Genomic DNA, 14,266 nt, shown 5'->3' on the forward strand with positions numbered 1-14,266 from the left:
CGGGGCCGGGCCCTTCCGTACGCGCTGTGTTGCAAGACCGGCACAAAGTGTGGACCGGTGTGCGGCGTTGTCAGTGCCCCTGCGTAGGGTTCTGATCAACCGCGGACTCCGCGGCAACAGGGGAGTAGTCCGAGAGGGGAAACAGCCGTGACCGTCAACTTGACCAAGGGTCAGGCCATCAGTCTGCAGAAGAACGACGGGGGCAACCTGACCGCGGTCCGCATGGGTCTCGGCTGGCAGGCGGCCCCCCGCCGTGGCCTGTTCGGCTCGCGTACGCGTGAGATCGACCTCGACGCCTCCGCCGTGCTGTTCGCAGACAAGCAGCCGGTCGACGTCGTGTTCTTCCGCCACCTGGTGAGCGATGACGGCTCCGTGCGCCACACCGGTGACAACCTCGTCGGCGGTGCCGGCCAGGGCGGCGACGACAAGGCCATCCTCGTCGACCTGGAGCGTGTCCCGGTCCACATCGACCAGATCGTCTTCACCGTGAACTCTTTCACGGGCCAGACCTTCCAGGAAGTGCAGAACGCCTTCTGCCGCCTGGTCGACGAGACCAATGGTCAGGAGCTCGCCCGCTACACCCTCGCGGGCGGCGGCAACTACACGGCCCAGATCATGGCGAAAGTGCACCGTGCGGGCGCCGGCTGGACGATGACGGCCCTCGGCGTCCCGGCCAACGGTCGCACCTTCCAGGACCTGATGCCGACGATCCTGCCGCATCTGTAGGACGGCCCGGCGAGCGGCACACGACACAGCGACACAGGGGGAGAAGGCGATGACGGCCGAGCTGGTGCGGGGGCAGAATCACCCGCTCGACGAGGTCCGCCTCGAGATCCGCATCTCGGCCGGCAAGCCGATCGTGGCCGCAGCCACGCTCAACGACGGCAACGGCAAGGTGCGGGGCCCCGAGTGGGTGGCCCATCCGGGCGCGCCCGTCCTGCCCGGGCTCGAGGTCTCCCGGCAGGCGGCCGCCGACCACCGGCTCGCAGTCGACCTCGTTGCCGTGCCGGAGGCCGTGCACCGCGTCAACGTGCTGCTCGCCCTGCCCACCGCAGGCGCGGGCCCGATGCGGTTCGGCGCGGTCGCTGCCCCCTTCGTCGCGGTCACCGGCCTGGACGGCACGGAAATCGCCAGCTACACCATCACCGGCCTGGATGCCGAGTCGGCCGTGATCGCCCGGAGTTCTACCGCAGGCAGGGCGCCTGGAAGGTGCGCGCCGTCGGCCATGGGTACGCCGGCGGTCTCGCCGAGCTCTTCGCCGACCAGGAACTGCCCCAGGCCCACCACCTCGCAAGCACCGTCGACGAGGCGGTCGCCCGAGGGCTGGCCCGCTCGGTTGCGGCCCGTCCGCCGCGTACGGCGGACGCCGACCGCTCCCGGCAGGCGTCCGCACCGGCCCTCGGCCCGGAGGGCGGCTCGGCGGCATCGCAGGCCGTGTACGGGCCCGTACCGGCGCAGCCCGTGTCCCCCTACGGCGGTCAGGCCTCCGGTGCCCCCGGGCAGCCGACGCCGCAGCCGCCGTCTTCGGACGGAGGCGCACCGCAGTCGGCATACCCCGGATACGGCCCGCCGGCCTCCTCACCCAGCCGTCGACGCCCAACGGCGGCCCGGTCAACTACAGCCAGCCGCACCGGCAGAACCCAGCCCCTCCGCCGCCCCCGCCGGCCGCTCCCCGGCCCCGCCCGGGCAGGCCGCGCAGCCTGTCGCGGGCGACGCGACCGGCTGGTCCATGGACGAGCGGCTCTACAACCAGGTCTGGGGCATGCTCGAGGACCTGGCCCGCACCACGGCCGCCTACCGCAGCGCCGTCGACTTCGCCGAGTCGCGCATGGAGAAGGAGCTCGACCAGGTCCTGTCCGACCCGCGCAGCCGGATCGGCGGACAGGGCGAGGCCGCGCGGGAGGCGGCCCGCGTCAAGCACGCGCAGCTCGTCGACCAGGCCAGAGCGGCCCTCGACCGCGACCTCGCGCAGCTCACCGCCGAGTCCGAGGTCGTCGAACCCGCGCTGCCGCCGGCGTACGTGCGCTGGGACAACCCGGTCTGGCACGGCTACCGCGTGCCGATGGAGCTCCCGATGGCCGTACGCCTCGGCGACCTCCACCTGCCCGAGAGCGCGTCCCTGCGCATCCCCATGCTGGTCCGGCTGCCGCTGGAGCGCGGTCTGTGGATCGACAGCGGCCGCTCCGGATCGTCCGACGGCTCGTTCGCCGACGAGGGTGAACTGCGGCGCCTCGCGATGGACACGGCCGTGCGCACGCGGCCCGGCTGCTGGCCGTCCACCCGCCGGGCGAGTTCGGCGTGCACGTCATCGACCCGGCCGGATCAGGAGCGCAGGCGCTCGTCCCGCTGGTGCAGACGGGCGTGCTCGCGGCTCCGCCCGCGATCGGCGCCGCGGGTGTCGCGGACGTGCTGAGCCGGCTCACCCAGCGGGTCGACCTGGTGCAGATGGCCGTGCGCGGCGGCGCGGCCGACGCGCTGCCACCCGGCTTCGACACCTCCGAGCAGCTGCTGATCGTCAACGACTTTCCGCACGGCTTCGACGACCGCGCTGTCACCCAACTGCGCTCCCGGACGCCGCCGCCTACGGCCCGTTGCTCGACCCGCTGTGGCGTTCGCTGCTGCGACTCACCCCCCTCCCCGACGACCACCTCGCCGACCCCTGGATCGGGCACGCCTGGACGTACGAGCCGCCGCTGGTGCCCCCCGGGAGCCAGGTGCTCCAGCAGGTCCTCACCCAGGTTGCGACGGCCCGTCGCGACTGGAACCGGTGACCGCGGAGGCGGAGGACTGGGGCGCACCAAGCAGTCGTAAGGCTTTCTGACCAGCGAATTTGAATTTTCCTTTGCTAATCTCTTTACCTTTTCTTGGTGATCCGAGTAGTCTTTTCCGTACGGAGGGGAGTACCCCTTGTCTGTTGCGGCGTACCCGTCAAGACGGATCCGGCTGGATCCCGGGGCGTCGGCCCGCGGGTTCGGGGCGTGTCATGCGCGCCGGACACCGCAGGTGGAAGAGACCTCCGGCAGCGAGACGCTGACCATGTGCCATTACGTACTGCTGGAGGCGCAGTGGAAGTTTCCATGACCCTGTGGGTCCTGACCATCGTGGGCCTCGCCGCCCTGATCGCTGTCGACTTCTTCATCGGCCGCAAGCCCCATGACGTGTCGATCAAGGAAGCTGGGATCTGGACCATCGTCTGGATCGCTCTGGCCGGCCTGTTCGGGCTCGGCCTGCTCGTCTTCGGCGGCGGTCAGCCCGCTGGCGAGTTCTTCGCGGGCTTCATCACCGAGAAGTCGCTGAGCGTCGACAACCTTTTCGTCTTCGTCCTGATCATGGCGAAGTTCGCGGTGCCGTCGCAGTACCAGCAGCGCGTGCTGCTCGTCGGAGTCCTCATAGCCCTGGTGCTGCGGGCCGTCTTCATCGCCGCGGGAGCGGCGATCATCGCGAATTTCGCGTGGGTGTTCTACCTCTTCGGCGCCTTCCTGATCTGGACCGCCTGGAAGCTCATCCAGGAGGCCCGTTCCGACGAGGAGGACGAGGAGTACGAGGAGAACAAGCTGCTCAAGGCCGCCGAGCGCCGCTTCGGCGTGGCCAACCGCTATCACGGCACCAAGCTGTGGATCCGGCAGAACGGCAAACGCGTGATGACGCCGATGCTGGTCGTGATACTCGCCATCGGCACCACCGACGTGCTGTTCGCCCTCGACTCGATCCCCGCGATCTTCGGCCTGACCCAGGATCCGTACATCGTCTTCACGGCCAACGCCTTTGCGCTGATGGGCCTCAGGCAGCTGTACTTCCTGATAGGCGGCCTGCTGGAGAAGCTGGTCCACCTGTCGTACGGCCTGTCGGTCATCCTCGGCTTCATCGGCGTCAAGCTGGTACTGCACGCGCTGCACGAGTCCGGCGTTCACGTCCCGGAGATCAGCATTCCGGTCTCCCTGGCCGTGATCTGCGCGGTCCTGGCCGTCACCACCCTCACCAGCCTGATGGCTTTCAGGAAGCGGGCGGCGCGGGAGCGGCGCGACAGCGCCCCGAAGGACAGCATCGACGTCTGACCGGTCGGACGGGGAAACCCCCAGCTCCGGGAGCGGCGCGCGGTTCATTGCCGACCGCCGCTGCCGGGTGCTTCGTTGGGTGCTGAGCGTTCCGCCCGGGGACGCCACGGCTGGGTGGGCCAGGTGGGCGTGGGACTGCCGACGGGCCGCGGACCGGAATGCGAACTGTCGGTGCCTCTGCGACGCTCGCTTCATGATCACTCGGCTCCGGGCGCTCACGGCAGCGTGGACGACCGTCGTGCCGGTGCTCGCGGTGGTCCTGCTGGTCTTCACCTGGGGGCGCGACCTCCCCGTTGCGGTCGTCGCGTTGGTGACCGTGGTCCTCGCCGGCTCCGTCCTGGCCGCGGTGCATCACGCCGAGGTGATCGCCCACCGGGTCGGTGAACCCTTCGGGTCCTTGGTCCTCGCCATCGCCGTCACCGTCATCGAGGTCGCCCTGATCGTCACCTTGATGGCGGACGGCGGCGCCAAGAGCTCGACGCTGGCCAGGGACACGGTGTTCGCCGCCCTGATGATCACGTGCAACGGCGTCGTCGGCCTGTGCCTCCTCGTCGCCTCCCTGCGCCACGGCACGGCCGTCTTCAACCCCGAAGGCACCGGAGCCGCCCTCGCCATCGTGGCGACCCTGGCCACGCTCAGCCTGGTGCTGCCGACGTTCACCACCAGCAAGCCGGGCCCGGAGTTCTCCGGCGTGCAGCTCACCTTCGCCGCGTTGTCCTCGCTGATCCTGTACGGCCTGTTCGTTGCCACCCAGACCGTGCGGCACCGCGACTACTTCCTGCCGATCACCCGGCAGGGAGAGGTGATCACCACGGATGACCACGCGGAGGCGCCCTCCGCCCGTACCGCCTGGACCAGCCTGGGGCTGCTGGGCCTCGCCCTGGTCGGCGTGGTCGGACTGGCCAAGGGCGTGTCGCCCACCATCGAGTCCGGGGTGGAGGCCGCCGGGCTGCACCACGCCGTCGTCGGCGTGATCATCGCGCTGCTCGTGCTGCTGCCCGAGACCATCGCGGCGCTGCGCTCCGCCCGGCGCGACCGGGTGCAGACCAGCCTCAACCTAGCGCTCGGCTCCGCGATCGCCAGCATCGGCCTGACCATCCCCGCCGTTGCCCTGGCGTCCGTGTGGCTCTCCGGACCGCTCGTCCTCGGCCTCGGCTCCACCCACATGCTGCTGCTCGCCCTCACCGTAGTGGTCAGCTCGCTGACCGTGGTGCCGGGACGGGCCACGCCGCTCCAAGGGGGCGTTCATCTGGTCGTGTTCGCCGCGTATCTGGAACTCGCCATCAACCCCTAGCGCGATGCGGTGGCCGGCTCCACCTCCCCCATCGCCACCTGACGCGTCTCCGGCAGCAACGCGAAGCACCCCAGGCTGAACAGCGCAACCCCGGTCAAATAGGCGCCGACACCCCAGGGAACGCGACCCCCGCGCTCCGCGAGCGCCGTCGCCACGATCGGCGTGAGGCCGCCCCCGAGGACCCCGCCGAGGTTGTAGCCCACCGCGGCGCCCGTGCAGCGCACCCGCGGCTCGTACAGCTCCGGCAGATACGCGGCGATCACGGCGAACATCGTGATAAACGCCAGCAGCGCGCCCAGGAAGCCGAGGAACATCAGCAGCGGCGCACCGGTCGCGAGCAGCGCGACCATCGGGAACATCCACAGAGCAGCCGCCGCGCATCCCGCCAGGCACAAGGGCTTGCGCCCGTAGCGGTCGCCGAGCAGCGCCGCCAGCGGGGTGAACGAGCCCTTCACCACCACGGCGGCCATGATGCAGCCCAGCATGACCGTACGGCTCACCCCGAGCCGCTCCGTCGCATAGGCCAGGGACCAGGTCGTCACGGCGTAGAACACCGCGTATCCGACCGCGAGGGCGCCCGCCGTCAGCAGTACCAGTCGCCTGTGGTCCCGCACGACGTCGACGAACGGCACGCGCGCGTGGACGTCGATCTCGAGGAACCGGGGACTCTCGGCGAGCGACGAACGCAGCCACAACCCGGCCACGGCCAGCACCCCCGCCGCCCAGAACGGCACCCGCCACCCCCACTGCGCGAACTGCGCGTCGGAGAGGGTTGCCGACAGCACCAGCATCACGCCGTTCGCGAGGACGAAGCCGAGCGACGGGCCCACCTGCGGAAAACTGGACCACAGCCCACGACGTGCCGCGGGCGCGTGCTCCACGGTCAGCAGCACCGCCCCGCCCCACTCCCCACCCAGCCCGAGCCCCTGCAGAAAGCGCAGGACGAGCAGCAGCACGGGAGCGGCCGCCCCGATCGTGTCGTACGCCGGTGCGAACCCGACCGCGACCGTCGACGCGCCGGTCAGCAGCAGCGAGGCGACGAGCACCGGCCGCCGCCCGTGCCGGTCACCGATGTGGCCGAACAGCACCGAGCCGAGCGGCCGGGCCACGAACCCCACGCCGAACGTGCCGAAGGCGGCCAGCGTCCCCGCCACCGGCGAGAACGTGGGGAAGAACAGCGGCCCCAGGACCAGGGCCGCCGCGGTGCCGTAGACGAAGAAGTCGTAGAACTCGATCGCGGTCCCGGCGAGCGAGGCGGCGGCGAGCCGCAGCATGGACGGTGCCTTTACGGTGCGTACAACGTGCATGTCGCGTCAACTACCCACAGTGACCGCGGGTTACGGGGGCGTGCGGAGGTGAGGCCCGCGCGTCAGCAGGTGGCGGTGGTGCGCCTCCACCGTGATAAACCAAGTTCGAGCAGCGGTCGTCAGCGGACCGCCGCACCACGACGGACCGGAGGAACCGTGCCCCGCACCTTGGCCAACGCCCCGATCATGATCCTCAACGGCCCCAACCTGAACCTGCTGGGCCAGCGCCAGCCGGAGATCTACGGCTCCGACACGCTCGCCGACGTCGAGGCCCTGTGTGCCAAGGCGGCGGCCGCGCACGGCGGCACGGTGGACTTCCGCCAGTCCAACCACGAGGGCGAGTTGGTCGACTGGATCCACGAGGCACGGCTGAACCACTGCGGGATTGTGATCAACCCGGGCGCCTACTCGCACACCTCCGTGGCGATCCTGGACGCGCTCAACACCTGTGACGGCATGCCGGTGTTGGAGGTCCACATCTCCAACATCCACCAGCGCGAGTCGTTCCGGCACCATTCGTACGTCTCACTGCGCGCCGACGGTGTCATCGCGGGGTGCGGTGTGCAGGGGTACGTGTTCGGCGTGGAGCGGGTCGCGGCGCTAGTGGGGGCGGGGCAGGCGGACACATAGGCCCCGCCCTTCGAGGCGAGCGGACACATAGGCCCCGCCCTTCGAGGCGAGCGGACACATAGGCCCCGCCCTCCGAGGCGAGCCGACACGTAAGCCCCGCTCTTCAGGGCGCATGCACCTTACAGGCGCCCCGCCTCCACGATCCGCCGCAGGAAGCGTCGCGTGCGCTCCCGCTGCGGGTCGCCGAAGACCTGCTCCGAGGTCCCGCGCTCCAGCACGACGCCTGCTTCCAGAAAGCAAACCTGGTCGGCAACTTCACGGGCGAACCCCATCTCGTGCGTCGCCAGGACCATCGTCATACCCTCGTCCTTCAGGTCGCGGACGACCGTGAGGACCTCGCCCACGAGCTCCGGGTCGAGGGCGGCGGTGATCTCGTCGAGCAGCAGCCGGGGACGTACGGCCAGGGCGCGGACGATGGCCACCCGCTGCTGCTGGCCGCCGCTGAGCCGGTCCGGGTACTCGCCCGCCTTCCCGGCGAGCCCGAGCCGCTCCAGCAGCTCCCGGGCGCGCTCCTCGGCTTCCGCGCGGGGAACGCCGTGCACCCGGCGCGGGGCGAGGGTGATGTTCTCCAGGACCGTCATGTGCGGGAAGAGGTTGTACGCCTGGAAGACCACGCCGATCCGGCGGCGTACGGCGTCCTGGTCGACGCGCGGGTCGGTGATCCCTCGCCGCCCAGCCAGATCGCGCCGTCGTCGATCTCCTCGAGGAGGTTCGCGCACCTGAGCAGCGTCGACTTGCCGGAGCCGGAGGCGCCGATCAGTGCGGTCACCGTGTGCGGGGCGACCTCCAGGTCGACGTTCCTCAGCACGACCGAGCGCCGAAGGTCTTGCGGACGGACTCCATTCGCAGCACGAGGGAGTCGCCGGAGGCGCTGTCGTTGGTGCTCACAGGTTCCCTCCCTGCGCCCGCTGCCGGTCCATCCGGGCCGTCACCCAGTCCGTTAGGCGGGTCATCGGGATGGTCAGCGCGACGAAGACCAGTCCCGCGACGATGTACGGCGTGTAGTTGAGGCTGCGGCCCACGATGATGTCGGCGGCCCGTACGGCGTCCACGGCCCCGCCGATCGACACGAGGCCGGTGTCCTTCTGCAGCGACACCAGGTCGTTGAGCAGGGGCGGCACCTGACGGCGTACGGCCTGTGGCAGCACCACGTACCGCAGCGCCTGCCGGTTGGTCAGTCCGAGCGAGCGGGCCGCGGCGCGCTGCGAGGGGTGGACGGACTCGATGCCGGCGCGGAACACCTCGGCGACGTACGCCGCATACGTCAGCGTCAGCGCCATTCCGCCGAGCAGCACCGGGTCGACCGTCACGCCCTGCAGTCGCAGTGCCGGGACGCCCAGGACCACGATCATCAGGTTGATGATCAGCGGCAGTCCGCGGAAGAAGTCGGTGTACGCGGCCGCCAGGACGCGCAATGGAAAGAACACCGGGCCACGCAAGGTCCTGGCGATCGCGATGAGCATCCCGAGGACCAGCACGGCGGCGCCGCAGATCAGCAGCAGCCGTACGTTCAGCCACAGCCCTTCGAGGACTTTCGGGAACGCCTCCCGCGCGTAACCCCAGTCGAAGAACGTCTCCTTGGTCCGCGGCCAGCCGGGCGCGTTGACGACGACCAGGTAGAGGACGGCACCGGTGACCAGGGTCGACAGCGCCGCGATCCCCGTGGCGCGGCGGGCGCGGGCCCGCTTGTAGCGCTCGCGCTCGATCCGCCGCTGCGACGGGACGTAGCCGTCGTCCCCGCCGGACATGTCACCCTTGTCGTCCGCGCCCTCCCGGCCGGACTCCTCCTTTGTGACCGTCACTTGAGCACCGGGGCGTCGACGGCGTCGGACAGCCACCGCTTCTCGATCGTCGCCAGCGTGCCGGCCTTGCGCAGGGCGTCCACGGCGCCTGTCACGCATGAGGTCAGCGCGCTGCCCTTGTCCAGCACGAGGCCGAACTGCTCGGGGGTACCCCCCTGGTTCTCGAACTGACCCACGACCTTCGCGTCGGTCACCTCGGCCGACGTGATGTAGAAGGCGGTCGGCAGGTCGGTGACGACGGCGTCGACCTGACCGTTCTTCAGCGCGGACTTGGCCTGGTCGTTCTTGCCGTACACGGCGGCAGCCTGCTTCGGCTTCACAACGTCGTTAATGTGAGCCGTCATCCTGTGCGGGGCTGCTGTCCAGTTGACTGCGCAACAACGAGCGTCGGGAGCGCGCGGGTGCCACCGACGCGTGCGAAGACTTCACACGGGGCGCGCGCCGTTCCTTGCGCCGGGGCGCGTGTCGTTTTGGTTCGTGCTGCCTGAGCGGAGTCCGCCGGAAAAACCGACTCCCTCGCTCACCACCCGCGCGCGTGCCACTCCGGCAGGTGCGGGCGTTCCGCGCCCAGCGTCGTGTCGTTGCCGTGTCCCGGGTACACCCAGGCCTCGTCCGGGAGCACGTCGAAGATCTTCGTCTCGACGTCGTGGATCAGGCTGGCGAAGGCCTTCGGATCCTTGCGGGTGTTTCCGACGCCCCCTGGGAAGAGACAGTCGCCCGTGAACACGTGCGGGTGGCCATGCGGGTCGTCGTAGATCAGCGCGATCGAGCCCGGCGTGTGCCCGACCAGATGGCGCGCGGTGAGCTCCACGCGCCCCACCCGGATGGTGTCGCCGTCGTCGACGGGGACGTCGGTCGGGACGGGGATGCCCTCGGCGTCGTCCCGGCCGGCGTACGTACGCGCGCCGGTGGCGGCCACGACCTCGGCGAGCGCCTGCCAGTGGTCGGCGTGCCGGTGGGTGGTGACGACGGAGGCGATGCCGTCGTCACCGATCATGCCGAGCAACGTCTTCGCGTCGTTGGCCGCGTCGATCAGCAGCTGCTCGTCGGTCGCCCGGCAGCGCAGTAGATAGGCGTTGTTGTCCATCGGGCCGACCGCGATCTTGGTGATCATCAGGTCTTTCAGCTCGTGCACGTCCGCCGGGCCGCCGACCGTCACCTCTCCGCTGTACGTCATGGCCGTCAGCCTATAGCGCGGGAGTGCGGCGCAGGTCCCCCGCTGAGGCGGTAGGACTACAGTGGGGGAAGCGACGGCAGCGCGCCGCCCTCCACCCGCAGCGCTGATCCGTCGCGGCGCCCGGCCAGCCAGCCGAGCAGGTCCGCCCGGCCTCCCGTGACGGTGATTCCGGGCTCGGTCGCCTCCCGACCCGTGCCCCACGCGCGCGTGCCGTCCGTCAGACGGGTCGGCGGTACGTCGGGGTGCCCCGCGAACCGCCGGGCGAGGAAGTCGATCTCCCGCTCCACGAACGCGGCCGGCAGGTCCTCCAGCTCGTACCCGATCCCGAGGTCCACATGGTGCAGCTCGACCTCCACCCAGCGCCGGAACGGCACCCGGGACGCGGAGTCGGTGACCCCGTTGCGCAGCTCCACCGTGCGCGACCAGTCCGCCGGGGCGGCCGCCGCCTCCTGGAAGCGGGCCGCGCTCTCGCGCACGTCGGCGAGCTGGACGTCGAGGGGGCGCGGGGCGTCCCGCTCGATGTCGGCGTCCCGGGCCTTCGCGGAGACGTACATGGGACGGCCCTCCAGGACGTTCACGAGCGCGTCCGCATTGCGCGCGAGGTGGGCGAGGACGTGGCCGCGGGTCCAGCCCGGTAGCCGTGACGACTCGGTCACAGACACGTTGTCCAGTTTGGCCGCTGCGGTGAGCAGTCCTTCGGTCGCGTCACGTACAGACGCCAGGTCGCGCGCGTGATCAATCATGGGGCCGACCCTAGCTCCGCCACACCTTCGGGTGAAGGTGGCGGACCACACCCGCAAATCGAATGCACGTGCTATATGGTCGGGTGTGGAGTCGGGCATGCTGGATGGCCGGGGATTGTTATGCATCCGGGAATCCGACCGGCGTTGTCAGTGGCTCCCCCTAGTCTGAAGAAGCACGGGGGCCCCGCCCCTGTCACTTCTCTCAAGAAAGGTGCGGACCGGCGTGGCCGACCGTCTCATCGTCCGTGGCGCGCGCGAGCACAACCTGAAGAACGTCTCGCTCGACCTGCCGCGGGACTCGCTCATCGTCTTCACGGGCCTGTCCGGGTCGGGCAAGTCCTCCCTGGCCTTCGACACGATCTTCGCGGAGGGCCAGCGGCGCTACGTGGAGTCGCTGTCCTCGTACGCCCGGCAGTTCCTCGGTCAGATGGACAAGCCGGACGTCGATTTCATCGAGGGCCTCTCCCCGGCGGTCTCCATCGACCAGAAGTCGACCTCGCGCAACCCGCGCTCGACGGTCGGCACGATCACCGAGGTCTACGACTACCTGCGTCTGCTCTTCGCGCGCATCGGCAAGCCGCACTGCCCCGAGTGCGGCCGCCCGATCTCGCGCCAGTCGCCCCAGGCCATCGTCGACAAGGTCCTGGAGCTGCCGGAGGGGAGCCGCTTCCAGGTGCTGTCGCCGCTGGTGCGCGAGCGCAAGGGAGAGTTCGTCGACCTCTTCGCCGACCTCCAGACCAAGGGCTACAGCCGCGCGCGTGTGGACGGCGAGACGATCCAGCTGTCCCACCCGCCCACGCTGAAGAAGCAGGAGAAGCACACCATCGAGGTGGTCGTCGACCGCCTCACGGTGAAGGACTCCGCCAAGCGCCGCCTGACCGACTCCGTCGAGACCGCCCTCGGCCTGTCCGGCGGCATGGTCGTGCTCGACTTCGTCGACCTCCCCGAGGACGACCCCGAGCGCAAGCGCATGTACTCGGAGCACCTGTACTGCCCGTACGACGACCTGTCCTTCGAGGAGCTGGAGCCCCGCTCCTTCTCCTTCAACTCGCCCTTCGGCGCCTGCCCCGAGTGCACCGGCATCGGCACGCGCATGGAGGTCGACCCGGAGCTGATCGTCCCGGACGAGGAGAAGACCCTCGACGAGGGCGCCATCCACCCCTGGTCGCACGGACACACCAAGGACTACTTCGGCCGCCTGATCGGCGCCCTCGCGGACGCCCTGGGCTTCAGGACCGACATCCCCTTCGCGGGGCTGCCGCAGCGCGCCAAGAAGGCCCTGCTGTACGGCCACAAGACGCAGATCGAGGTCCGCTACCGCAACCGGTACGGCCGCGAGCGCGTGTACACCACGCCCTTCGAGGGCGCCGTCCCCTTCGTGAAGCGCCGGCACAGCGAGGCGGAGAGCGACGCCAGCCGTGAGCGCTTCGAGGGCTACATGCGCGAGGTGCCCTGCCCCAGCTGTGGGGGCACCCGCCTCAAGCCCGTCGTCCTCGCGGTCACGATCATGGGCAAGTCGATCGCAGACGTCTCCGCGATGTCGATCAGCGACTGCGCGGACTTCCTGCGCGAGCTGAAGCTCGACGCCCGCGACAAGAAGATCGCCGAGCGTGTGCTCAAGGAGGTCAACGAGCGGCTGCGGTTCCTGGTCGACGTCGGCCTGGACTACCTCTCGCTGAACCGCGCGGCCGGCACGCTCTCCGGCGGCGAGGCCCAGCGCATCCGCCTGGCCACGCAAATCGGCTCCGGCCTCGTCGGCGTCCTGTACGTCCTCGACGAGCCGTCCATCGGCCTCCACCAGCGCGACAACCACCGGCTGATCGAGACCTTGGTGCGGCTGCGCGACATGGGCAACACGCTCATCGTCGTCGAGCACGACGAGGACACCATCAAGACCGCCGACTGGATCGTCGACATCGGCCCCGGCGCCGGCGAGCACGGCGGCAAGGTCGTGCACAGCGGCTCCCTGAAGGAGCTGCTCGCCAACGCCGAGTCGCAGACCGGCCAGTACCTGTCCGGCAAGAAGGCCATCCCGGTGCCCGACGTCCGGCGTCCGCGCGACCCGTCCCGGCAGCTCACGGTGCACGGCGCCCGTGAGAACAACCTGAAGGACATCGACGTGTCCTTCCCGCTGGGTGTGTTCACGGCCGTCACCGGCGTGTCCGGCTCCGGCAAGTCCACGCTGGTCAACGACATCCTGTACACGCACCTGGCCCGCGAGCTGAACGGCGCGCGGAACGTCCCCGGGCGGCACACGCGCGTGGACGGCGACGACCTCGTCGACAAGGTCGTGCACGTCGACCAGTCGCCCATCGGCCGCACCCCGCGGTCGAACCCGGCGACGTACACCGGTGTCTTCGACCACATTCGCAAGCTGTTCGCCGAGACCACCGAGGCGAAGGTCCGCGGCTACCAGCCCGGCCGCTTCTCCTTCAACGTCAAGGGCGGCCGCTGCGAGAACTGCGCGGGCGACGGCACGATCAAGATCGAGATGAACTTCCTCCCGGACGTGTACGTCCCGTGCGAGGTCTGCCACGGGGCCCGGTACAATCGGGAGACCCTGGAGGTCCACTACAAGGGCAAGTCCATCGCCGACGTACTGAACATGCCGATCGAAGAGGCCATGGACTTCTTCGAGGCCGTCCCGGCGATCTCCCGCCACCTCAGGACGCTGAACGACGTCGGCCTCGGCTACGTCCGGCTCGGCCAGTCCGCGACTACCCTGTCCGGCGGTGAGGCACAGCGTGTGAAGCTCGCCAGCGAGCTCCAGCGCCGGTCCACCGGGCGCACGGTCTACGTCCTGGACGAGCCGACGACCGGTCTGCACTTCGAGGACATCAGCAAGCTGCTGAAGGTTCTTTCCGGTCTGGTCGACAAGGGCAACACGGTCATCGTCATCGAGCACAACCTCGACGTGATCAAGACCGCCGACTGGGTGGTCGACATGGGCCCGGAGGGCGGCGCCGGCGGCGGTCTGGTGATCGCCGAGGGCACGCCCGAGCAGGTCGCCGGGGTGCCGGCCAGCCACACTGGCAAGTTCCTGCGCGAGATCCTCGGCGCGGACCGGATCAGCGACGCGGAGCCGGTGAAGGCCCCGCCCAAGACCGCAGCCAACAGGGCGGTCGCGGCCACGGCGACGGCGAAGAAGACGGCGACGGTCAGGACGGCCAAGGCTGCCAACAACACGGCCAGCAAGAAGGCCGCCGGGGCCACGAAGAAGACGACGCGGGCCCGCAAAGTCTGAGGAAGCGCAGGCCG

The 14,266-nt window shown here is 70.0% G+C and carries 9 protein-coding genes and 3 pseudogenes; 6 read left to right on the forward strand and 6 right to left on the reverse strand.

Annotated features, from left to right (window positions below; translation table 11 throughout):
* Nucleotides 1–147: 147 nt before the first annotated feature.
* The 4 genes and pseudogenes from ABZV31_RS13905 (at nt 148) to ABZV31_RS13920 (ending at nt 5,349) form a co-directional block, all read left to right on the forward strand.
* Nucleotides 148–726, forward strand: a complete 579-nt coding sequence (locus ABZV31_RS13905) for a TerD family protein (RefSeq protein WP_355892526.1) — start codon at nt 148–150, stop codon at nt 724–726.
* A gap of 49 nt (nt 727–775) precedes the next feature.
* Nucleotides 776–2,771 (forward strand): annotated as a pseudogene (locus tag ABZV31_RS13910) (TerD family protein).
* Nucleotides 2,772–3,077: 306 nt separating this feature from the next.
* The gene (locus tag ABZV31_RS13915; RefSeq protein WP_355892529.1) at nt 3,078–4,055 is read left to right on the forward strand and encodes a TerC/Alx family metal homeostasis membrane protein; all 978 of its coding nucleotides are present in this window, start codon (nt 3,078–3,080) and stop codon (nt 4,053–4,055) included.
* A 193-nt stretch (nt 4,056–4,248) separates the two neighbouring features.
* Nucleotides 4,249–5,349: an ionic transporter y4hA gene (locus ABZV31_RS13920; RefSeq protein ID WP_355892532.1), complete on the forward strand. Its 1,101-nt coding sequence runs from the start codon at nt 4,249–4,251 to the stop codon at nt 5,347–5,349.
* Here ABZV31_RS13920 and ABZV31_RS13925 read toward each other — a convergent pair.
* A complete protein-coding gene (locus tag ABZV31_RS13925) occupies nt 5,346–6,623 on the reverse strand; it encodes an MFS transporter (RefSeq protein ID WP_355892534.1) in 1,278 nt (425 codons plus the stop codon). The genes ABZV31_RS13920 and ABZV31_RS13925 overlap by 4 nt on opposite strands.
* A gap of 189 nt (nt 6,624–6,812) precedes the next feature.
* Here ABZV31_RS13925 and aroQ point away from each other — a divergent pair, with 189 nt between their 5' ends.
* Nucleotides 6,813–7,286 carry a type II 3-dehydroquinate dehydratase gene (gene aroQ / locus ABZV31_RS13930; RefSeq protein ID WP_355892537.1) on the forward strand — a complete coding sequence of 158 codons (474 nt, stop codon included), beginning with the start codon at nt 6,813–6,815 and terminating at the stop codon, nt 7,284–7,286.
* Nucleotides 7,287–7,405: 119 nt separating this feature from the next.
* On the opposite strand, the pseudogene ABZV31_RS13935 reads toward aroQ, so the two are convergent.
* From ABZV31_RS13935 to ABZV31_RS13955, 5 genes and pseudogenes are all read right to left on the reverse strand, one after another.
* Nucleotides 7,406–8,129: pseudogene (locus ABZV31_RS13935) on the reverse strand (amino acid ABC transporter ATP-binding protein).
* A 41-nt stretch (nt 8,130–8,170) separates the two neighbouring features.
* Nucleotides 8,171–9,088: an amino acid ABC transporter permease gene (locus tag ABZV31_RS13940; RefSeq protein ID WP_355892540.1), complete on the reverse strand. Its 918-nt coding sequence runs from the start codon at nt 9,086–9,088 to the stop codon at nt 8,171–8,173.
* Nucleotides 9,085–9,423, reverse strand: a pseudogene (locus tag ABZV31_RS13945) (transporter substrate-binding domain-containing protein); the annotation flags it as partial. The pseudogene ABZV31_RS13945 and the gene ABZV31_RS13940, both read right to left, overlap by 4 nt.
* 185 nt (nt 9,424–9,608) lie before the next feature.
* Complete coding sequence (locus ABZV31_RS13950; RefSeq protein ID WP_355892543.1) at nt 9,609–10,265, reverse strand: MBL fold metallo-hydrolase; 657 nt, start codon at nt 10,263–10,265, stop codon at nt 9,609–9,611.
* 56 nt (nt 10,266–10,321) lie between these two features.
* A complete protein-coding gene (locus ABZV31_RS13955; RefSeq protein WP_355892546.1) occupies nt 10,322–11,008 on the reverse strand; it encodes a maleylpyruvate isomerase family mycothiol-dependent enzyme in 687 nt (228 codons plus the stop codon).
* A gap of 223 nt (nt 11,009–11,231) precedes the next feature.
* Between ABZV31_RS13955 and uvrA the strand changes: the two genes are divergently transcribed.
* On the forward strand, nt 11,232–14,252 hold the full coding sequence (gene uvrA / locus ABZV31_RS13960; RefSeq protein WP_355892549.1) for an excinuclease ABC subunit UvrA: 3,021 nt from the start codon (nt 11,232–11,234) through the stop codon (nt 14,250–14,252).
* Nucleotides 14,253–14,266: the final 14 nt, after the last annotated feature.

Source organism: Streptomyces sp. NPDC005202, assembly GCF_040608235.1.
Classification (GTDB): domain Bacteria; phylum Actinomycetota; class Actinomycetes; order Streptomycetales; family Streptomycetaceae; genus Streptomyces.

Excerpts from the sequence above, each read along its gene's own strand:
- ABZV31_RS13915 (WP_355892529.1), top strand. The coding sequence starts at position 3,078 with ATGACCCTGTGGGTCCTGACCATCGTGGGCCTCGCCGCCCTGATCGCT.
- ABZV31_RS13920 (WP_355892532.1), top strand. The coding sequence starts at position 4,249 with ATGATCACTCGGCTCCGGGCGCTCACGGCAGCGTGGACGACCGTCGTG.
- ABZV31_RS13925 (WP_355892534.1), bottom strand. The coding sequence starts at position 6,623 with ATGCTGCGGCTCGCCGCCGCCTCGCTCGCCGGGACCGCGATCGAGTTC.
- ABZV31_RS13950 (WP_355892543.1), bottom strand. The coding sequence starts at position 10,265 with ATGACGTACAGCGGAGAGGTGACGGTCGGCGGCCCGGCGGACGTGCAC.
- ABZV31_RS13955 (WP_355892546.1), bottom strand. The coding sequence starts at position 11,008 with ATGATTGATCACGCGCGCGACCTGGCGTCTGTACGTGACGCGACCGAA.